The sequence below is a fragment of the Curtobacterium sp. MCSS17_008 genome (assembly GCF_003234185.1).
GTDB lineage: Bacteria > Actinomycetota > Actinomycetes > Actinomycetales > Microbacteriaceae > Curtobacterium.
In genome coordinates, this window is sequence record NZ_QKSM01000004.1 from 181,858 (window position 1) to 202,740 (window position 20,883).

17 protein-coding genes are annotated in these 20,883 nt (G+C 72.8%); 6 read left to right on the forward strand and 11 right to left on the reverse strand.

Annotation, left to right across the window (positions count from 1 at the left end; all coding sequences use genetic code 11):
- Positions 1–26 precede the first annotated feature (26 nt).
- The gene (locus tag DEJ23_RS06535) at positions 27–389 is read left to right on the forward strand and encodes a sterol carrier family protein (RefSeq protein ID WP_111239561.1); all 363 of its coding nucleotides are present in this window, start codon (positions 27–29) and stop codon (positions 387–389) included.
- Positions 390–660: 271 nt separating this feature from the next.
- Here DEJ23_RS06535 and DEJ23_RS06540 read toward each other — a convergent pair whose 3' ends face one another.
- Positions 661–3,252 (reverse strand): LuxR C-terminal-related transcriptional regulator, encoded by a 2,592-nt coding sequence (locus tag DEJ23_RS06540; protein WP_146240209.1) that lies wholly within the window; start codon positions 3,250–3,252, stop codon positions 661–663.
- A 196-nt stretch (positions 3,253–3,448) separates the two neighbouring features.
- Between DEJ23_RS06540 and DEJ23_RS06545 the strand changes: the two genes are divergently transcribed.
- Positions 3,449–3,883 carry a hypothetical protein gene (locus DEJ23_RS06545; protein ID WP_111239467.1) on the forward strand — a complete coding sequence of 145 codons (435 nt, stop codon included), beginning with the start codon at positions 3,449–3,451 and terminating at the stop codon, positions 3,881–3,883.
- Between the two features lie 86 nt (positions 3,884–3,969).
- On the opposite strand, the gene purF is transcribed toward DEJ23_RS06545, so the two are convergent.
- On the reverse strand, positions 3,970–5,427 hold the full coding sequence (gene purF, locus DEJ23_RS06550) for an amidophosphoribosyltransferase (protein WP_111239468.1): 1,458 nt from the start codon (positions 5,425–5,427) through the stop codon (positions 3,970–3,972).
- Between the two features lie 71 nt (positions 5,428–5,498).
- Between purF and purM the strand changes: the two genes are divergently transcribed.
- Positions 5,499–6,599 carry a phosphoribosylformylglycinamidine cyclo-ligase gene (gene purM, locus DEJ23_RS06555; RefSeq protein ID WP_111239469.1) on the forward strand — a complete coding sequence of 367 codons (1,101 nt, stop codon included), beginning with the start codon at positions 5,499–5,501 and terminating at the stop codon, positions 6,597–6,599.
- A gap of 704 nt (positions 6,600–7,303) precedes the next feature.
- Here purM and DEJ23_RS06560 read toward each other — a convergent pair.
- From DEJ23_RS06560 to DEJ23_RS06595, 8 genes are all read right to left on the reverse strand, one after another.
- Positions 7,304–7,525, reverse strand: coding sequence for a DUF3073 domain-containing protein (locus DEJ23_RS06560; RefSeq protein ID WP_111239470.1), 222 nt, complete (start codon positions 7,523–7,525; stop codon positions 7,304–7,306).
- Between the two features lie 157 nt (positions 7,526–7,682).
- Positions 7,683–8,123, reverse strand: a complete 441-nt coding sequence (locus DEJ23_RS06565) for a DoxX family protein (protein WP_111239471.1) — start codon at positions 8,121–8,123, stop codon at positions 7,683–7,685.
- Positions 8,124–8,241: 118 nt separating this feature from the next.
- Entirely contained in the window at positions 8,242–8,520 is a 279-nt protein-coding gene (locus DEJ23_RS06570) for a DUF3072 domain-containing protein (RefSeq protein WP_111239472.1), read from the reverse strand.
- 58 nt (positions 8,521–8,578) lie between these two features.
- Positions 8,579–9,334, reverse strand: a complete 756-nt coding sequence (locus DEJ23_RS06575) for a hypothetical protein (protein WP_111239473.1) — start codon at positions 9,332–9,334, stop codon at positions 8,579–8,581.
- Between the two features lie 13 nt (positions 9,335–9,347).
- On the reverse strand, positions 9,348–11,570 hold the full coding sequence (locus tag DEJ23_RS06580) for an APC family permease (RefSeq protein ID WP_111239474.1): 2,223 nt from the start codon (positions 11,568–11,570) through the stop codon (positions 9,348–9,350).
- Between the two features lie 140 nt (positions 11,571–11,710).
- Positions 11,711–12,292 carry a PadR family transcriptional regulator gene (locus DEJ23_RS06585; protein ID WP_111239475.1) on the reverse strand — a complete coding sequence of 194 codons (582 nt, stop codon included), beginning with the start codon at positions 12,290–12,292 and terminating at the stop codon, positions 11,711–11,713.
- Complete coding sequence (locus tag DEJ23_RS06590; RefSeq protein WP_111239476.1) at positions 12,289–13,140, reverse strand: DUF4097 family beta strand repeat-containing protein; 852 nt, start codon at positions 13,138–13,140, stop codon at positions 12,289–12,291. Before DEJ23_RS06590 ends, DEJ23_RS06585 begins: the two co-directional genes overlap by 4 nt.
- 40 nt (positions 13,141–13,180) lie before the next feature.
- Complete coding sequence (locus DEJ23_RS06595) at positions 13,181–13,855, reverse strand: YitT family protein (protein WP_111239477.1); 675 nt, start codon at positions 13,853–13,855, stop codon at positions 13,181–13,183.
- Between the two features lie 61 nt (positions 13,856–13,916).
- On the opposite strand from DEJ23_RS06595, the gene DEJ23_RS06600 reads away from it, so the two are divergent.
- The 3 genes from DEJ23_RS06600 (at position 13,917) to DEJ23_RS06610 (ending at position 19,624) form a co-directional block, all read left to right on the forward strand.
- Entirely contained in the window at positions 13,917–15,368 is a 1,452-nt protein-coding gene (locus tag DEJ23_RS06600; RefSeq protein ID WP_111239478.1) for a PLP-dependent aminotransferase family protein, read from the forward strand.
- An 86-nt stretch (positions 15,369–15,454) separates the two neighbouring features.
- Positions 15,455–16,114, forward strand: coding sequence for a DUF6518 family protein (locus DEJ23_RS06605; RefSeq protein WP_111239479.1), 660 nt, complete (start codon positions 15,455–15,457; stop codon positions 16,112–16,114).
- 63 nt (positions 16,115–16,177) lie between these two features.
- Positions 16,178–19,624 carry an efflux RND transporter permease subunit gene (locus DEJ23_RS06610; protein WP_111239480.1) on the forward strand — a complete coding sequence of 1,149 codons (3,447 nt, stop codon included), beginning with the start codon at positions 16,178–16,180 and terminating at the stop codon, positions 19,622–19,624.
- Positions 19,625–19,690: 66 nt separating this feature from the next.
- Here the strand turns inward: DEJ23_RS06610 and DEJ23_RS06615 are convergent, their stop codons facing one another.
- Complete coding sequence (locus tag DEJ23_RS06615; RefSeq protein ID WP_111239481.1) at positions 19,691–20,776, reverse strand: alpha/beta hydrolase; 1,086 nt, start codon at positions 20,774–20,776, stop codon at positions 19,691–19,693.
- Positions 20,777–20,883: the final 107 nt, after the last annotated feature.

Here is a 20,883-nt window from a genome sequence, read left to right on the forward strand (position 1 = left end):
CGCGAGGCGGCGGCTAGCCTGTGCACATGCCGCCGAAGAGGATCGAGGACGCCGACGGTCGCGCCGCACTCGCCGCCGTGCAGCGCGGGGAGCGCGCCCGGCCGGTCCTGGCGACCGCGGTGCGGTGGACCCTGCAGCGTCTGGCCGAGGACGTCCCGGGCAACAGCGTCGAGGTGCGGGTGCCCCCCTTCGCGGCCGTCCAGGCGGTGCCGGGGCCCCGCCACACCCGGGGCACGCCGCCGAACGTCGTGGAGACCGACCCGACGACGTGGCTGGCGCTGGCCACCGGGGAGCTGCGGTGGGACGACGCGGTCGCGCAGGCGCGGGTGAGCGCTTCCGGCTCGCGCGCGGACCTGACGGCGTTCCTTCCGGTCCGGACCGCGGTCTGATCCCGGGGTCCCGCCGGTCGTGCGAGCCGGCTCGCAGACTTAGGTAGGTCCTACCGATGCGTCCGCTGCCACCGTCCGCGTAGCGTGGAAGTCGCCGGGATTCGGACCCGACCCGAACGGGTCCGAACCCGGCGACAGGGTCAAAGGTACGCGACATCCGGCATGACCTGTCAACCGCTCCGGCGAGTCGTGCTGCCGAACGCAACGCTTCCGGGTCCGTCAGGGGACCTTTCCTGGCCGGTCGTCGTCTCCGGCGCGTCGCGGACGCCGCTCAGCGAGCGCCGAGCATGTCCGACAGCTCGGACCGTGCGTGCACGTCCCACTTCGAGAACACGCGCGACATGTGTGCGTCGATCGTCCGCACGCTCAGACCGAGCGTCTCCGCGATCCTCCGGTTGCTGAGGCCCCGCGCCGCGAGTTCCGCGACCTCGTACTCGCGGTTCGTCAACGGCGGACGGGCCTGCCCGGCGGTCACCGCCATCCCGCACGACGCCAGGACCCCCTGCGCCGCGACGATGCGGGGACGGTCGCCGGAACGGACCGCGTCGGCGTACTCGACGATCGCGTGCGCCAGCGGTCCGTCGACCCGGGCGGCCGCCTCACGCATGCGCCCGAGCGACGCCGACGTCTCCCGCCCCGTGGCCATGTCGCTCGCGTAGTGCAGGGTCTGCGCGTACATGACGTGCAGCCACGCGCCGCTCGCCGTCGACCGTTCGATGACCTCGTCCGCGTGCCGCAGGCCGGCCGGGTTGCCGAGCACGGCCTCGGTCCACGCGATCGACACCGCGACCTGCTCGCCGGTGATCCGCATGGCGCGGCCCGGGGTGGTGCGAGCCCGCTCGAGCGCCGCGGTCGCACGGTCGACGTGGCCCGCGTAGGCGTGTGCCAGCGCGAGCCGCGCCCAGGGGTACGCCGCGAAGCCGCCGTGGTCGGCCACGTCGTAGCGTTCGCAGGCCGCCGAGAACGCGGCGACGGCGTCGTCCCACCGACGTTGCCCGATCGCCAGGTTCCCGACGCCGATGAGCTCGAGGGTGAAGTCGTACTTCAGGAACGGGCTGGCCCGTCGTACCGGGATCTCGGTCACCAGGTCGGCCATGTCCCCCCGCCAGACCTGGAGCTGGTGCAGGACCGAGACGTTCTCGCCGACGCTCCAGGGGGCGATCTCGACGTGCTCCACCGCCGTCGCGATCGCACGGCGGGCCAGTGCCGCGGCGTCGTCCAGGCGGCCGGCGGTCGCGAGCGCCATCACCGCGCACGGGGCGACGCAGAGGAACGAGACGGGCACGGTCGGCTGCTGGAGGATCCGGGAGCGCTCGACCTCGGCGCGGACCTCACCGAACCGACCGCCCCAGCCGAGGTGTGCCAGGCGGAGCAGGCGCACGTGCTCGGCGGTGTCCGCTCCCACCAGCGGCATCGCCGCCTCGGAGAGCGCCACCGCGGCGTCGACGTCGTCGTCGTGGAACTGCCGGATGTTCGCGAGCGTCTCGCAGGCCTCGACGATCACCGCGTCGTCGACCTCGTCCGCGCGTCCGTGTGCGATCGCCCAGGCCGACTCCGCGTCGGCACGGCCGGCCTCGCGCCCGGTGCTGTAGGAGTACGCGATCGACCGCAGGCAGTGGGCCGACACCCGTTCGGTCGCGGTCAGGGTGGTCCGGAGCGCAGCGGACGCGAGCGCGATCGCGCTCTCGTGCTCCTGCAGCCGGACGGCGACCTGGGTGGCGTCGAGGAGCTGGCCGACCGGCGGCAGCACGCCGCACTCGAGCGACCAGAGCGCGGCGCGGAGCCGTGCCGCGGGTGGGGCGCCCTCGGGACGGGCGGCCCGGAAGGCGTTCGCGCGGGCGAACAGCATCGACCGCCGGGCGACCGGCACGAGCCCCCGGACGACCTCGCCGACGAGCGGGTGGGACGGCCGGACGATGCTCGTGCCGTCCTCGGTGGAGTCGATGGCGACCAGACCGAGCGCCACGACGCGGTCGACGTCGCCCCCGGACACCATGCCGAGCAGCCGCGCGAGCGGGATCGGGTCGGCGAGGGCGACGATGTCGACGACGTCGCGCAGGTCCTCGGGCAGGGAACCGAGCTCGGTGCGGTACATGTCCGCCAGGCTGTTCGAGGCGGTGATCCGCCCGCGCCAGTACCAGCCGGACGCGGTCTGCTCGAGCGCGCCCGAGGTCAGTGCGGCACGGACGACCTCGCGCAGGTACAGCGGGTTGCCCGCCGTCGCGCGGTGCACCCGTTCGGTCGAGGCCGTCTCGAGCTGCGCACCGAGCGCCTGGGCGACGACCTCCCCGGTCTCGTGCACGTCGAGGGGCGCCAGGTCGATGCGCTCGAGCAGGTCGTCCTGCCACAGCGCGCGCAGCGGGTCGGACAGGGCGGTGAAGTCGCGGCAGGTCAGCACGAGGCGCGCGCCCTGGTCGCGCACGAGCCAGGCGACGTACCGTGCGGAGATCGCGTCGAGGTGGTCGGCGTCGTCGACGCGCAGGACGACGTCGCGGTCGGCCAGGTCGTCGGTCTCACGGAGACGCTGCGCGGCCGAGGCGTCGTCGACCAGCTCGGCGAGGGCGGCCGGCAGCTCGCCGAAGCGGTCAGCCACGGCGCCGAAGGGCATCGACCGGCCGGCGGCGACCGCGGTGATCGGCACGACGACCGTCCGACCGCTCCCGTCGCGACGGGCGACGCGGTCGGTCACCCGGGCCGCGGTCGAGGTCTTGCCGAGTCCCGGAGCACCGACGATCGCGACGCTCCAGTGGTGCTCGGCGACGACGGAGACCGCGCGGTCCTCCTCGCGGCGCTGCACGATCGGCCACGGCACCCGCCCCGGCGTCCGGGGTCGGCGACGTCCGCGGATGGACTGCTCGTGCACCCCCATCACCTCCCGCTCGTGGTCGTCCGCCTGCTCCCCGTGCCGACGGATCCCGTTCCCCGGGCTCGGACGTCGTCCTCGACCGAGCGGTCGGCCCCGACGTCCTGCGCTCCGCGGACACGTAGGGACATCTTGCCCCGGACCACGTGTCGAGCAACAGGCGGGAGCACGTCCCACAGTGGGGGACAATGGACGGGTGAGCGACACCGACCGACCCGAAGACCGCCCGGCTGCGCCTGCGCCGTCGGGAGCGACACCGGCTCCGAGCGCGGTCAGCTCCCCGGACGAGGTCACCATCCGACGCGCGCCGAAGTACGGCGTCTTCATCGTCGGTGGTGCCGTGCTCGGGTTCCTCGCGACCCTCGTCGTCGTGACGCTCACCATGGACATCGACCGGGGCGACCAGCAGGACGCCAGCTTCGGCACGCTCGTCGGCTACTTCTCGCTCTGGGGCGTCACGCTCGGCGCGCTCGTCGGTTCGATCGCCGCGATCGTGCTCGACCGCGTCCTCGCCCGCCGCGCCGCCCGCCTGACGGCGGAGCGCGTCGAGGTCGAGCCGGCGGAGGAGACGGTCGACGGCGAGGTCGAGGACCACGGTGACCCGACCGCACCGGACCACACCGACCGCTGACGGTCGCCACCCCGCGACGGACGGGAGGCCCGGTACCAGCTGGTACCGGGCCTCCCGTCCGTCGCGTGGCCGCGTCGTGACGCGACTCAGCTGAGCTGGTTCGCCTCCACCCACGACAGGTACTCGGGGCTGACGGTCCCGGTGACGTACTCACCGGTGAAGCAGCTCATCTCGAGGTCGGTGACGTCCGAGCCCTCGATGATGGCGTCGCGCATGTCCGCGATCTCCTGGTAGATGAGGTGGTCGCTGCCGAGCACGCGGTTGATCTCCGGGATCTTGCGGTCGTGCGCGATGAGTTCGGCACGGGTCGGCATGTTGATGCCGTAGACGTGCGGGAACCGGACCGGGGGAGCGGCGGAGGTGAACGTCACCTCGTTCGCGCCGGCGGCACGGGCCATCTCGACGATCTCGCGGCTCGTGGTGCCGCGGACGATCGAGTCGTCGACGATCAGGATGTTCTTGCCCTTGAACTCCGACGACATCGCGTTGAGCTTCTGCCGCACCGAGCGCTTGCGCTCCGCCTGCCCCGGCATGATGAAGGTCCGGCCGACGTAGCGGTTCTTGTAGAAGCCCTCGCGGTACTCGATGCCGAGCTTCTGCGCCACCTGCATCGCGGCCGGTCGGCTCGAGTCCGGGATCGGCATGACGACGTCGATGTCACCGGTCGGGGCGTACTGCGCGATCGTGTCGGCCAGGCGGTTGCCGAGCCGGAGCCGGGCGTCGTAGACCGAGATGCCGTTCATCACCGAGTCGGGACGGGCGAGGTACACGTACTCGAACGAGCACGGCACCAGGCGCGGGTCCTTGGCGCACTGCCGGGCGTGCATCTGACCGTTCATCTCGATGAACACGGCCTCGCCCGGGGCGATGTCGCGGACGATCTCGTAGCCGCCGGACTCGAGCACGAGGGACTCGCTCGCCACGACCCACTCCGGCTGCCCGGCCTCGTCGAACCTGTGGCCGAGGATGAGCGGGCGGATGCCGTACGGGTCGCGGAACGCGAGCAGACCGTGGCCCGCGATCGTGGCGATCGTGGCGTACGAGCCCTCGACCCGCTCGTGCACGCGCTCGACGGCGTCGAACACCTGGCCGGCGTCGAGCTCGCTGCCGCGCACCTGGCCCTGGAGCTCGTGCGCCAGGACGTTCACGAGGAGCTCGGTGTCGCTCGTCGTGTTGAGGTGGCGGCGGTCGATGTCGAACAGCTCGCGGGTGAGCTCGCGGGTGTTCGTGAGGTTGCCGTTGTGCACGAGCACGATGCCGTAGGGCGCGTTCACGTAGAAGGGCTGGGCCTCTTCCTCGTTGCTCGCGGCGCCCTTCGTGGCGTACCGGACGTGCCCCAGGCCCATCGTGCCGAGCAGAGCACGCATGTCACGGGTGCGGAACGCCTCGCGCACGTGACCACGCGTCTTGTGCATGTGGTGGACGTGCCCCTCGACCGTGGCGATGCCCGTCGAGTCCTGGCCCCGGTGCTGCAGGAGCAGCAGGGCGTCGTAGATGGATTGGTTTGCAGGCCCCTGCGCAACGAGGCCGACGATGCCGCACATTCGCGGGGTGCTCCAGACCGTAGGATCGGGTGGTACCGAACAAGTCTGCCATGCTCCGCGGAGGACCACGCATGCCGAACCCGTACGCTGCCGCCGGCGTCGACACCGCCGCCGGGGACCTGGCCGTCGAGCTCATGAAGTCCGCCGTGTCGGCGACCCACAACCCCTCGGTCCTCGGGGGAGTGGGAGGGTTCGCCGGACTGTACGACGTGTCGTTCCTGCGCTCCTACGAGCGGCCGCTGCTCGCGACGTCGACCGACGGCGTCGGCACGAAGGTCGCCATCGCGCAGGCGATCGACAAGCACGACACGATCGGCCAGGACCTGGTCGGCATGGTCGTCGACGACATCGTCGTGGTCGGCGCGAAGCCGCTCTTCATGACGGACTACATCGCCTGCGGCCGCGTCGTGCCGAACCGGATCGCGGACATCGTCGCGGGCATCGCGCGGGGCTGCTCGGCCACCGGCACCGCCCTCGTCGGCGGCGAGACCGCGGAGCACCCGGGGCTGCTCGGACCGGACGACTACGACGTGGCGGGTGCTGCGACCGGTGTCGTCGAGGCCGACCGCCAGCTCGGCGCGCACCTGGTCGAGGACGGCGACGTCGTCGTGGCGATCGAGTCGTCGGGCCTGCACTCGAACGGGTACTCCCTGGTCCGGCACATCCTGTCCGGCAGGGGCGTCGGCTACACCGACCAGCTGCCGGAGTTCGGCGCCGGCGTCTCCGTCGGTGAGGCCCTGCTCGAGCCCACCCGCCTGTACACCGCGCCGCTGCTCGACCTGCTCGACGCCCGGCCCGGTGTCGTCCACTCGCTCTCCCACGTCACCGGTGGTGGCATCGCCGCCAACCTGGCGCGCGTGCTGCCCGTCGGCACGTGGGTCGAGGTCGACCGTTCGACGTGGACGCCCTCGACGGTGTTCCGGGTCCTCGCGGACATGGCGGGCACCCCGGTCGAGGACACCGAGGGCACGTGGAACCTCGGCATCGGGATGTTCGCGGTCGTCGCGGCGTCGTCGGCGTCCGCGGTGCTCGACGACCTGCGTGCCGCGGGGCTCCCGTCGTGGACCGTCGGCACGGTCTCGACCTCGGAGCGTGACCTGAGCGGATTCGAACAGGGCGCCAAGGGTGTCGACGGCGGGGCGGTCCGTCTCGTCGGTTCCTACGCGGGCTGACGCCTACCGCCTAACGCCTGCCGCCTGGCGCCGTGCTGGCGTCGTGCTCGTCGCGGAGGTGTCGGCGCGGTCGTCCTGGTCGCTCGACATGCCGTGTGCGGTCGTTCGGGTCGCGCGAACTGCCGCTGGGTCGGAAGTTGAGCGGCACGTCCTGCGACCGGAGCGTTGCGTGGCGGAGCGGCGGGAGCGGCGGGAGCGGCGGGAGCGGCGGAGCGGAGCGGCGGCGTTGGCGCGGCCGTCCTGGTCGCTCGACTCGCCGTGTGCGGTCGTTCGGGTTGCGCGAACTGCCGCTGGGGCGGAAGTTGAGCGGCACGTTGTGCGACCAGAGCGATCCGTGGTGTCCGGCCGTGCGGCGGGAGCGGCGGTGTCGGCGCGGTCGTCCTGGTCGCTCGACATGCCGTGTGTGGTCGTTCGGGTCGCGCGAACTGCCGTTGGGGCGGAAGTTGAGCGGCACGTTGTGCGACCAGAGCGATCCGTGGTGTCCGGCCGTACGGCGGGAGCGGCGGAGCAGGGAGCGGCGGGAGCGGCGGCGTTGGCGCGGCCGTCCTGGTCGCTCGACATGCCGTGTGCGGTCGTTCGGGTTGCGCGAACTGCCGCTGGGTCGGAAGTCGAGCGGCATGTTGTGCGACCAGAGCGTTGCGTGGTGTGCGCGCACGCGGAAACGCCGCGCGACCCCGGAGGGCGCGCGGCGTCGACGGTTCGGGTCAGGCGGACTTGTTCTGGTCCTGCTGGGTCTCGAGCTCGTCCCCGTCGTCGTACTGGTCATCACCGTATTGGTCTGCCCAGCGGTCGACGTAGGAGTCTTCGTCCGAGTGCTGCCCGGCGGAGAGCTCGCGTTCGAGCGCACCGTAGTTCGTCTCCGGGCTGAAGTACTTCAGCTCCCGGGCGACCTTGGTGTGCTTTGCCTTCTGACGGCCGCGCCCCATGCGTGACCCCCTCGTGATCGGCTCTGGTCCGGTCCTGGCGGGTGCAGGGTTGCCACCCGGGGAACCGAACGGTTCGTGGTTTGAAATCTGCCGATCACTCTACCATGTACCCCGTTCCCGACCTGGCCATCGCGTCCCCCGGAGTCCTGACGAGGACTCACGCCGAGACGGGCTCCGGGACACCGCGCTTCCGCCGCGAGGAGCGCAGCACGAGCGCGTCGACCGACCAGCGCCCCGGCCCGGTCAGGGCGACGGCGAGCGAGGCGACGGCGAGCACGAGCACGTACTCGAAGCCGCCGTCCTGGGCGAAGAACCCGGCGGTGGCGTGGGCGAGGAGGCCCGCGACGACCATGTCGACCGCGAGCAGCAGCCCGACGACGCGCGTGGCGACACCGAGGACGAGCAGGGCGCCCCCGACGAGCTCGAGGCCCGCGACGACGGGCGCGGCGACCTCGGCGAGCGGGACGCCCATGCCGGCGAAGCCCTGGGCGACACCGGGGATCCCCTGGGTGAACTTCTGGGCGCCGTGGGCGATGAACACCACGCCCAGGACGATGCGGAGCGCGGTCAGGCCGATGGAGGTCGATGTCGTTCGCATGGCGCCGACCGTATCGGTTGACACGTCATCGACCTGGGGGGGGGTGCGGGGGACTGCCCGGAGTTCGTCAGGAGTCCTCCAGACGCCGGTCCACCGAACGGTGGACCGGCGCACAGGTTCAGGAGTCGGTGCCGCGTCCGGTCTGCTGCTGCAGACGGTCGATGTGCTCGGACGCCTCGGCCTTCGTGAGGTCGGCGGGGAGCTCCTCGCCGGCCTCGCGGGCGAGGGTGTCCAGGTAGCTGCGCTGCGGGCCGGTCATCGGCTCGTCACCGGTGACCCACTGCTCCGGGTCCTTGCTCGCGGTCGTCGAGGGGTCGGGACGCTCGCCACCGAGGGTCTCGCCCTGGTGGGTGCCGTCCGGGGTCTGCTGCTGCTCTGCGCGATCTGCATCACTCATGGCGCCGAAGGTACGCGCGACGGCGTGGCCGACACGCAGCGAGGACGTCCCCCGGGCCTCAGGCCGGTGTCGCCGTGTAACGCACCAGGTCCGGCCCGACGCCGCTCGTCGCGATCGGCACGTCGGAGTCGCCTCGCCGGAGCCAGATCGTCGCGGCCCGTTCGTCGATGCGGACGACCTCGTGCACGGAACCGTCGAGCAGCACGGCGGCCCGGACGTCCACGTCGCCGGTGGACGGCCGCGGCGGCAGCCCGACCACGTCGGCGTCGTACGCGGCGTACCGGCCGGGGGAGAGGAACGGTGAGACCGGCGTGGTCACGACCTCGAGTCCCTCGTCGACCGCACGGACGGCGACGAGGCGCACCGCCTGGTCGGTGGGCAGCGGCACGTCGACCACGGGGGCGTCGACGGGACCGGCCAACGCGCGGAAGGCGGGCCGACCGTCGGGGGCGAGCCGCGCCTCCAGGCTGTCGATCCGGACGCGCCCGCGTCCCCGCGAGTCCGCGTACAGACCGGTCTCCAGACCGGAGCGGCGTGCCTCGAGCCGGGACACGACCACGCGGTCCGGGCGGTACCAGTCGCGGAGCGTCGCCGGGTCGACCCAGCCGATGCTCGGGACCCCGCGGGTCAGGTCGGTGCCGTCGTCGACGGGCCGCTCGTCGAGTGCGCCGAGCGGGTGCTCGCCGCGCACCGCCACCAGCCCCGCGTACGGACCGACGGCAGGCGGCTCGTGGTCGAGCACCTCGACGCGCTTCGACACCTTGCCGCCGTGGCCGTCGAAGGTCGCGAAGGTGCGCAGGTCGGAGATCGTCATGTCGCCGCCGATGTTACGACCGGCCGCCGTCGCCGCTCGGAGGTGCGGGCACGAGGACGCGCATCTCGCCGGTGCACTGGGTCTGGTCGACGCCCTCGGCGGGCCCGGCGGGACGCGACGCACGACGGGGCTGCAGGCTGTTGCGCTGGGCCGACCGGAGCAGTCGGTCCTCCTGCGCCTCGTGGTGGAACACGCCCTGCGGCGAGCGACGCAGCGCGGGGCGGACGGGCTCGCCACGGCGCTCCTGGCCCGGCAGCGGGCGGGACCGACGGCCGTACAGCAGCTCCGAGGAGTCCAGCAGCCACGGGACGAGGGCGACCGTCACGCCGTGCACGAGCAGGAGCTTCTTGCGGATCCGGCGACCACGGTGGTTGTGCAGGAACGTCTCCCACCAGTGCCCCACGACGAACACGGGCGTGTAGACGGTGACGACCTCGGACCCGTGCTCGAGCCGGTGCGCCTTGATGTACCGGATGAGCGGCATCGAGATGTCGCGGTAGGGGCTCGGCACGATGGTGAGCGGGACCTCGATGCCGTGCTCGGCCCACTGCTCCTGCAGTCGGCGGGCCTCGGCGTCGTCGATCGCGACGTGCACCGCCTCGAGCCCGGCGTGCTTCGCCGCGATCGCGTAGTCGACCGCCTTGAGCACCGGCTTCTGCAGCTTGTTCACGAGGACGATCGCGTGGTCGCCGGTCGCGCCGAACTGCGTGTCGACGTCGGCCTCGATCTCGTGCGAGACGTCGCGGTAGTAGCGGTTCACACCGAGCATGAGGACGAACAGCACCGGCATGATCACGAAGACGAGCCAGGCGCCGTGCGTGAACTTCGTGACGGTGACGATGACGAGCACGACGGAGGTGAAGGTCGCGCCGATCGCGTTGATGGTCAGCGAACGCCACACCTGTCCGCGGTCGAGCGGCTCGTCGCCGGACCCCGGCAGGCGGGAACGGTCGGATCGGAGCTGCCGCAGCCAGTGCCGCACCATGCCCGTCTGGCCGAGTGTGAACGACACGAAGACGCCGATGATGTACAGCTGGATGAGGCTCGTCACGTTCGCCCGGTAGACCACGAGCAGTGCGACCGCGACGAGCGCCAGGACGATGACGCCGTTCGAGTAGATGAGCCGGTCGCCGCGGGTCGACAGGGCCTTCGGGGCGTACGAGTCCCGTGCCAGGATCGAGCCGAGCAGCGGGAAGCCGTTGAAGGCCGTGTTCGCCGCGAGGAGCAGCACCGCGGCGGTCGTCGCCTGCACGACGAAGAACAGGACGCTGCCGCCCCCGAACGTCGCGGCGGCGATCTGCGCGATGAGCGAGCGCTGCGGCGTCGACGCGCACGCCGTGAAGCCCTGCAGGTCGCAGGCGTCCTCGGCGTAGTGCACGCGGGCGATGAGGGCCAGGGAGATGAGCCCGACGAACAGGACGATGGCGATCGACCCCATGAACACGAGCGTCATCTGCGCGTTGCGGACCTTCGGGCGGCGGAACGCCTGCACGCCGTTCGCGATGGCCTCGACGCCGGTCAGCGCCGAGCAGCCGGACGCGAAGGCGCGCAGGAGCAGCAGCACGAACGCGGCCTGGGTCGTGTGCTCGACGTTCTGCACCGTGTACGCGGCGGACTCCGCCACGGGCGCGTCCCCGGTCGCCGCCCGGACCAGCCCGACGACCACCATCACGAACACCGAGCCGACGAACAGGTAGGTCGGGACCGCGAAGGCCTTGCTGGACTCGCGGACACCGCGCAGGTTCACCCCGGCGAGCAGGACGACGAACGCCACCGCGATCTCGATGCGGAACGGGTCGAGCTCCGGCACCGCGGAGATGATGTTGTCGACGCCCGAGGCCACCGACACCGCGACCGTCATGACGTAGTCGACGAGCAGGGCGCTCGCCACGATGAGCCCCGCCTTCTCGCCGAGGTTCCGGTGCGCCACCTCGTAGTCGCCGCCGCCGGACGGGTACGCCTTGATGAGCTGCCGGTAGGACGCGACCACCACGACGAGCAGCAGCACGACGAGCGCGGCGACCCACGGCGCGAAGGTCAGGAACGCCATCCCGCCGAGCAGCAGGATCATGAGGAGCTCCTGTGGCGCGTACGCCACGCTCGACAGCGGGTCGCTCGCGAAGATCGGCAGCGCCAGGTGCTTCGGGAGGAGCTGTCCCTCGAGCTTCTCGGAGGGCAGGGGATCGCCGATCAGTCGCGCCTTGAGCGACCGGATCTCGTTCGTCACGAGCGGCAAACCTACTCAGTTGCGCGCCCGAGTCAACACTGTGCGAACGGACAGGCGCCGGAGCGCGTCCGGCGGACGCGCGGCGGGCACGCCGTCGACGGCCGGCGGACGGGAGGCGCGGATCACCACCACCCGTCCGGCGGCGGTCGTCAGACGGAGCGGCGCAGGGCCTCCAGGCCGTCCCGCAGGCGGGCCACCGTGTCGTCGGTGAGCGTGCCGCGGGTCGCGCGGCGGCGCAGGTCCGCCCGGACCTGCTGCCGGAACGACGCGATGACCATCTCGACCTCGCGCAGCGCCCGGGCGCCCTCGGTCGGGACGTCGACCGGCTCGTCGGCGGTCTGGCCGCGCGGGGCCTGCGCGCTCGCCGCGAGGTCCGCACGGAGGGACCGCATGGCCTCGCCGACCGAGGCGCGGACGCCGTCGGCCAGCGACTTCACGGTGTCGGCCACGCCGGACTGGATCGCTGCCAGCTCGTCGGCACGCGCCGCGAGCTCGGCCCGACCGGCGTCGGTGATCGCGTAGACGGTCTTGCGGCCGTCGGCGGTCTTCGTGACGAGCCCCTCGGCCTCGAGCTTCGCCAGGCGCGGGTACACCGTGCCGGCGCTCGGGACGTAGGCGCCGCCGAAGCGTTCGCCGAGGGCCTGGATGAGCTCGTAGCCGTGCATCGGGTGGTCGGCGAGCATGGACAGCAGGGACAGGCGCAGGTGACCGTGCGCGAACACGGGGCTCATTCGGGCACCACCGTCTCATCGGCGTCGCCGGCCCTGGAGGACGTCGGCGGCGCGGGCGGTGCGTGCAGGACCGCGATGTCGCCAGAGACCGAGTTCACCTTGAGGTCGAGCCACTCGCCGGACAGCTCGCCGCCCTGCTTGACGTAGGACCCGCGCACCCCGCGGATCTCGGAGTCGTCGAACTGCAGCTTGCCGGACGCCGTGCTGACCGTGCAGCGGTAGGGGACGCCGTCCTCGAGCCGGACGCTCACCGAGCCGGAGACGGTGTTCACCCGGGCGGAGTCCGGCGTGCCCTGCAGGTCGAGCACGACGTCGGCGTTCACGCCGTCGGCCGAGAAGCGCGGGATCGCCCCGGTTGCGACGACGTCGCCGGAGACGGTGCGGACGGTGAGCCCGCCGTCGAGGTCGCGGACGGTGGTGGACCCGGAGACGGCGTGCACGGCGAGGTCGCCCGCGAGGCCGTCGACGACGACGTCGCCGGACACCGTGTTCACGTTCGCGCCCCGGTTCGTGCCGGAGAGCAGTGCGCCGGCGGAGACGACGCCGACCGTGACGCGGGCGTCGCGCGGGACGAGGACGCTGACGTCGGCCGAGGCCCGGCCGCGGAACGACTTCAGGAAGCCGAGCGGGTCGTCCCAGCGGATCTGGGGGTGGTCGATCGTGAGCGTGTCGCCGTCGAGCTCGATCTTGAGCGGCTTGCCGGACACGCTGTGCACCTCCACCCGGGCGGTCGGTTCGTCGTGCGCGACGACGTCGACCTGTCCACCGGCGAGTCCGACGCGCAGGGCGCGGACGATCCCGGTGTCGATCACCTTGGGCTCCTCGACGAGCCACTTCTCCTGGGCCATGTTGCCTCCTCGAACTCGCGATGTATCGCGTTGCGTGGAATCACGCTACATCGCGAGTGGCCCCGAGGCAACGGTTCGGGCGCGAGCTTGCGGGCAGGCGGGCGTCCGACCGGGTCGGCGACCACGGCAGGCGACGGAAGAGCGGCATGAGCGGCTGCACCATCGGGCCGATCGCGAACGCGGCCACCACCGTGCCGACGCCGACGTCCCCGCCGAGCAGCCAACCGACCGCGACGACGGTGACCTCGATCACCGTGCGCGCGAGCCACAGCGGCCAGCCGAACCGCTCGTGCACGCCGACCATCAGGCCGTCGCGGGCCCCGGTGCCGAGGCCCGCACCGATGTAGCACGCGGTCGCGACCGCGAGCAGTGCCAGGCCCGCCGCGAAGAGCAGCACCCGTGCGACGAGGCCGTCCGGCTCCGGCACCAGCCAGAGGACCACGTCGGCGGAGGGGCCGATCGCCAGGACGTTGCAGAGCGTGCCGATCCCCGGCTTCTGGCGGAGCGGGACCCAGAGCAGCAGGATGACGACGCTCGACACCACGGTGATGACGCCGAACGACCACGGCAGGACGTTCTCGAGGCCCTGCGTCAGCACCGTCCACGACCCGACCCCGACGACCGCGCGCACCTGCAGGGCGGTGGAGGCGCCGTAGAGGAAGAGGCCGACGGCGAGCTGGACGAAGCGGAGCGTGCGGGCGGTGGAGCGGGACATGTGCCGATCGTCCCGCCGGATTGGCCTGGTCGTCGAGAGCCAATCCGGCTAGCGTGGACCCGTGCCCCCGGTCTCCCTCAGCGCTCGCTCCGCCGCCGTGCTCCTCTCCGACTGGCGCGGCGGGACCGACGCGCCCGCGTACGAGGCCCTCTCCGACGCGATCCGGGTCCTGGTCATCGACGGCCGGATCCCGCTCGGCGTCCGGCTGCCCGCCGAGCGAGGGCTCGCCCAGGCACTCGGGATCTCGCGCACGACGGTCGCGAACGCCTACGCCCGACTGCGGGAGGACGGCTTCGTCGTCTCGCTCCGCGGGTCGGGCAGCGTCGTGCACCTGCCGCGCGAGCTCGCGGGCCGGCCGGACCCGGAGCGGCTCGGCGGCGTCGTCGCGGGGGACGCGCTCGACCTGCGGAAGGCCGCGTTGCACGCCGCTCCGGAGGTCGCCGAGGCCGTCGAACGTGCGGTTCGGCACGTGCCGGCGGCCCTCGCCGGGATCGGGTACGACACCGTCGGCGACCCGGGGCTGCGCGCCGTGATCGCCGCTCGCTACACCGAGCGCGGACTGCCGACGGATCCGTCGCAGATCGTCGTCACGATCGGGGCGCAGCACGCGATCGCCCTGCTCGCCCGCGTGCTCGTCCGTCGCGGGGACGCCGTGCTCGTCGAGTCCCCGACCTACCCGCACGCGCACGAGGCCGTCCGGGAGGCCGGCGGCCGGCTCGTCGGCGTCCCCGTCGACGCGCGGGCGGGTTGGGACGCCGCCGCGCTCGAGACGACGCTCCGTCGGACCACGCCCGCGCTGGCCTACGTCATGCCGGAGCTGCACAACCCGACCGGGGCGACGATGACACCCGGCACGCGGGACCTGCTGCTGTCCGTCGCCGCCTCGACCGGGACCACCGTCGTGGCCGACGAGACGATGGGGGAGCTCCGCATCGACGGCGAGCCGGCGCTGCCGCTCGCCGCCGCCGACCCGACCGGCGCGTCGGTGGTGATGATCGGTTCGGCCGCCAAGGTCTTCTGGGGCGGCCTGCGGATCGGCTGGGTGCGTGCCGCACCGGAGCTGCTGCAGCGCCTGCTGCTCGCCCGCCCGACGGGCGACCTCGGCACGCCCGTGCTCGACCAGCTGGTCGCGCGCGAGCTGGTGCCGCGGACGGCGGCCGTCCTGGAGGCGCGGCGCACCTTCCTGCGCGCCGGGCGCGACGACGTCGTGGCCGCGCTCCGCACGCGGCTGCCCGAGTGGGACGTCCCCTCCCCGGCGGGCGGGTTGACGACCTGGGTCGGGCTCGGCCGACCGGTGTCGAGTGCGCTCGTGCTCGCCGCGCGCGCCGAGGGCGTGGTGCTCGCCTCCGGCGGGGTGTTCGGGCCGGACGGCGGGTTCGAGCGGTACCTGCGGGTGCCGTACACGATGGGTGCCGCGGACCGCGTGCGCCTGGTCGAGTCCCTCGAGCGTGCCTGGGCGCGCATCGGCGGCGAGGGCGCGGGTGCGCGGGGGTCACTCGCCGCCGTGGTGTAGGGGTCATCCCCGAGGAGGAGCCCGCCCGGCGCGTTCTCGCTCCCCGGGGTGACGCGGTCGGCCGCCGGTTCCGCGAGGCTCGGAGCATGACCCCGACCGTCGCCACCCACCGTCCCGTTCCCGCGTCGGCGCACCGACCGGTCCCGCGCGCCGTGCGCATCTCGATCGCCCTCACCGCGTCGGTCCTCGTCGGCGTGCTCACCTCGTTCGGGCAGGCAGTGCCGGCGCTCGCCGCGGCCGCGAACGCCGCCGGGCCGTGGTTCGTCGTCGCGGTGGCGCTCTGCGCGCTCGCCGGGGTGCGGACCGGCCGCGCCGGCCTGGCGCTCGCGGCGGTGCTCGGGGTCGCCTCGCTCGAGCTCATGCACCTCGGCTACTGGGCTGCGACGAACCTGCGCGGTCACCCGGACGTGCTGTCGATCACCAACTTCTGGGTCCTGATGGGGCTGCCCGCGGGGGTGCTCGCGGGCGCCGTCGCCGTCGGCCTGCGGACGCGGGACGACCGCTGGCGCGCCGCGGCCCTGGGCGTGGCCGCGGCGATCCTGGTCGGCGAAGGCGTCCGTGCCGTGCTGCAGGTGGCCGACGATGCGACCAGGCCCGGCTGGGTCGCCCAGATCGTGGTCGGCGTGGCGGTGCTCGTCGTCGCGACCGTGACGGCGCGGACCCCGGTGGCGCGGGTGGTCGCGCTCGGCACGGGGATCGTCGGCGCGGTCGGGGTGCTCGGAGCGTACCTGCTGATCGGCGGGTGAACGGTCCTCCACAGGTCCGCGAACACCGTCCGCTTCGCAGGTGGAACTGCGAGGATCGACCACGTGCACCTCCTCTCGGTCTTCAGCCTCCGCAACCGTGCCCTCATCGCGCTCGTCACGATCGTCGTGGCGGTGTTCGGCGGCGTCGCGCTGACGAACCTCAAGCAAGAGCTGATCCCGAGCGTCCAGTTCCCCCAGGTGGCGATCGTCAGCGCCTACCCGGGAGCGACGCCGGAGGTCGTGTCGAACGACGTGTCGACCAAGATCGAGCAGGCGATCCAGGTCGTCCCGGACCTCGAGTCGACGAGCGCGACGTCGTCGACCGGTCAGAGCGTCGTGTCGGCCTCGTTCGACTACGGCTCGAACCTCGCGAGTGCCGAGGACAAGATCCAGACCGCCGTGAACGCCCTGTCGTTGCCGGACACCGTGCAGACCCAGATCGTCACCGGGTCCTTCGACGACCTCCCCGTGCTGCAGCTCGCCGTCACCGCCTCGGGCAACCAGGAGCAGCTCGTCGACCGGCTGAACGCCACCGCGGTGCCGGACCTCGAGAAGCTCGACGGGGTCCGCCAGGCCGACGTCTTCGGCAACCCCGGACGACGCGTGGTGATCACGCCGGACACCGACGAGCTCGCGGCCCGTGGCCTCACCACGCAGTCGGTCTCGGACGCCCTCGACGACAACGGCACGCTCATCCCGGGCGGCACCATCACCGAGGACGGCAAGACGCTCTCGGTGCAGACCGGGCAGCGCATCGCCTCCCTCGACGACATCCGAGGGCTGCCGCTGACCGCGTCGAGCGGGTCGGGGTCGTCGTCCTCGGGCGCTGGCTCGGAGTCGGCGGCCGGTGGTGCGGCGACGGGGTCCGGCGCCGCCGGTGCGCCGGGCAGCACGGGGTCGACGACCGGCGGGGCCACCGGGTCCGGGGACGGGACCGCGGGAGGGTCCGCAGCGGGTCAGACCGGCACCGACGGGACTGCCACCGGCGGGGCCGGCACCGACGGGACTGCCACCGGCGGGGCGGGCGCGAGCACGGCCTCGACGCCGACCGCGCTCGGTGACGTCGCGACCGTCCGGATCGAGGAGTCGCCCCGCACGTCGATCAGCCGGGTCGACGGCAAGACGGCGCTCACCGTCGCCATCACGAAGACGCAGGAGGCGAACACCGTCGACGTCTCCGAGACGGTGAAGGACGCCCTGCCCGGCATCGAGGCGAAGGTCGCCGGCGACCCGCAGTTCACGGTGGTCTTCGACCAGGCGCCCTACATCCAGCAGTCGATCGACTCCCTGGCCGAGGAAGGGCTGCTCGGACTCGGGTTCGCCGTCGTGGTGATCCTGGTGTTCCTGCTCTCGTGGCGGTCGACGCTCGTCACCGCGATCTCCATCCCGACGTCCGTGCTGCTCGCCGCGATCGGCATGCAGGCGGCGGGCTACACGCTCAACATCATCACGCTCGCCGCGCTCACGATCGCGATCGGCCGGGTGGTGGACGACTCCATCGTGGTCATCGAGAACATCAAGCGGCACCTGCAGCCCGGCGTCGACCGCGGTCGGGCGGTGCTCGACGCGGTGCGCGAGGTCGCGGGCGCCGTCACCGCGTCGACGCTCACCACCGTGGCGGTGTTCCTGCCGGTGGCCTTCGTCGCGGAGCTCGTCGGCGAGCTGTTCCGACCGTTCGCGCTCACGGTCACCATGGCCCTGATCGCATCGCTCTTCGTGTCCCTGACGATCGTGCCCGTGCTCGCCTACTGGTGGCTCCGGGCGCCGAGGGCCGACCGGAACGCGGACCCAGCCGCGACCCGCGCGGACGCGGCAGGCGCGGGCTCGGTGTCCACGGACGCGGCGGGCGCGGGCTCGGCGTCCACGGGTGCGCTGGCGTCGGCTGACGACCTGCACGACGCCGGCACCTCCGACCGGCTGCGCCGGGGCTACCTGCCCGTCCTCCGCTGGGCGGTCGGCCGTCCGGCGCTCGTCCTCGCGCTGGCCGTGCTCGTCCTCGGCGGCACCGGTGCGGCCGTGCCGTTCGTGAAGACGAACTACCTCGGCGACTCCGGACAGAACACCTTCACCGTGACGCAGGACCTCGAGCCGGGCACGAGCCTCGACGAGCAGTCCGACGCGGCGCGTGAGGTCGAGGGCGTCCTGCGCGACGTGTCCGGCGTCGAGACCGTGCAGACCACGATCGGATCGAGCGGACAGTCCATCCAGGCCGCGTTCGGCGGCGGTGCCTCGGCGTCGGTCCAGTACAACGTCACGACCGACGCCGAGGCCGACCAGAACACGATCCAGTCGACCGTCCGCGACCGCATCGAGCAGCTCGACGGCGCCGGTGAGGTCACCATGTCGTCCGGCGGCGGTGGGTTCGGCGGCTCGAGCGACATCGAGGTCGACGTCACCGCGCCGACCCAGGCCGAGCTCGAGACCGCGGCCGCGGAGGTCCTCGACGAGATGCGCGGCGTCGAGGGCACGACCGGTGCGACGAGCAACCTGTCCGCCGCGGTGCCGTACCTCGCCGTGCAGGTCGACCGGAGTGCAGCAGCAGAGCGCGGACTCACGGAGACCCAGGTCGGCGGGATCGTCGCAGCCGCGGTCTCGCCGCGCGACACCGGGAGCGTCGAGATCGACGACGCCACGTTGGACGTGTACATCGCCGACCCGGAGCCGCCGACGACCATCGAGGCGCTCGAGTCGCTGTCGATCCCGACCGCGAGCGGCGAGGTCCCGCTCACCGACGTCGCGACCGTCGAGCAGTCCGACGGTCCGACGACGATCACCACCTCGGACGCCGTCCGCACCGCGACCATCACGGTGACCCCCGACTCGACCAACCTCGGCGCGGCGGTGCAGAACGTCACGCAGGCGGTCGACCGCCTCGACCTGCCGCAGGGCGCATCGGCATCGATCGGCGGTGTCGCATCGAGCCAGTCGTCGGCGTTCAGCCAGCTGCTCCTCGCGATCCTGGTGGCGATCCTCATCGTCTACGTGATCATGGTCGCGACCTTCCGCAGCCTGCTGCAGCCGCTCCTGCTGCTCGCCTCGGTGCCGTTCGCGGCGACCGGCGCGCTGCTGCTCCAGATCGTCACCGGCATCCCGCTCGGGGTGGCGTCGATCATCGGCCTGCTCATGCTCGTCGGCATCGTCGTGACGAACGCGATCGTCCTCATCGACCTCGTGAACCAGTACCGCCGACGCGGCCTCCGGGTGCGCGACGCACTGATCGAGGGTGCGACCCGACGGCTCCGGCCGATCCTCATGACGGCCCTCGCGACGATCTTCGCGCTGCTGCCGATGGCGATGGGCCTCACCGGCAAGTCCGGGTTCATCTCGCAGCCGCTCGCCCTCGTGGTGATCGGCGGCCTGGTGTCCTCCACGCTGCTGACGCTCGTGGTGCTGCCGGCGCTCTACTCGGTGGTCGAGGGCTTCCGGGAGCGTCGAGCCGATCGACGGGCGGCCCGGGACGCGGCCGCGGCAGGCGACGCCGGCGGGGACCGCACCGTGGCGGCCGGGTAGACGACGGGAGCGGGCGCTGGTGGTCGGCGACACCGCGGCACCGGCCGTCCAGCACACCCCGCCCGTTCAGCGCAGCCGGTCGCGCAGGAACGCCACCACGCGCTCGCTCATCGCCCGGTCGAGCTGCGCGATCGAGTGCGCCGTGCCCTCGACCGCGACGAAGGTCACCGGCACGTCGTGCTCACGAAGCGTGGCGACGAACTCCTGCGACTCCCACAGCGGGATGAACTCGTCGGTGGAGTGCCCGACGAAGAACGGCGGGGTGTCCTCGGTGACGTGGTACTCCGGCGAGGCCTGTCGCGCGGCCGGACAGTCCGCGTAGCTCCTGCACCCGAGGTAGAGCAGCTGCTTCCGCTGGAACGAGGCGGACACCCCGTCCGGTTCGGTCGATCGCGTCGTCAGGTTCGTCGGGCCGCTCAGGTCGACCACGGCCCGGACCCGGTCGCCCTCGGCCCACGCGGCGGACTCGTGGTCCGTGACGGCGAGCATGGCGGCCAGGTTCCCGCCGGCGCTCCCGCCGAACAGCCCCACCTCGTCGGGGTCGATGTCGTACGTCGCGAGGGTCGCCGGTCGGAACACCCAGTCGAGCGCCCGCCGCACGTCGTCGAGGCCCGCGGGGAAGGGGTCGGTCGGCGCCAGGCGGTAGTCCACGTTGACGGTGACGAAGCCCTCGGACGCCAGGTACTGGCAGACGGCGCGGTAGGCGGCGGTGGCCTTGTCGCCGTGCGACCAGCTCCCGCCGTGGATCATCATCACGGCGGGACGTCCACCCGTCGGGCGGTCGTCGGACGACCCGGACGAGTCGGCTCCACCGGTCACGTCGGACGGACCCGTCGAGTCGGATCCGCCGGATGCACCGGACGGGCCCGACGAGTCGGACGCGCCGCTCGGCGCCGCCGTGGGCGTCGCGGTGGTGTCCGGCGCGCTGTCCGGCGGCAGGCAGACGTCGAGTCGCTGCAGGTCGTCCGCCCCGTACGGCACGTCCTCGACGACCTCGATCCCCGGGTACCGCAGGGAGAGCGGGTAGATGACCGGGTCGGCGGTCACGACGTCGTTCCGGTCACCCGCCGGAGCCCCGCTGCACGAGACGAGCGCGCCGAGCGTCATGCCCGCGGCCAGGAGCGCGAGCAGTGTTCGTCGTCCGGACCGCATCGACGTCCACGCTAACCCGCCGTCGGGCGTGCTGCGTCCGTCGCACGGACGACGAGGGCGTCCTCCCGACGGTCGAGCCCCGCCTCCGCGCGCGCCGCCCGAGCCCA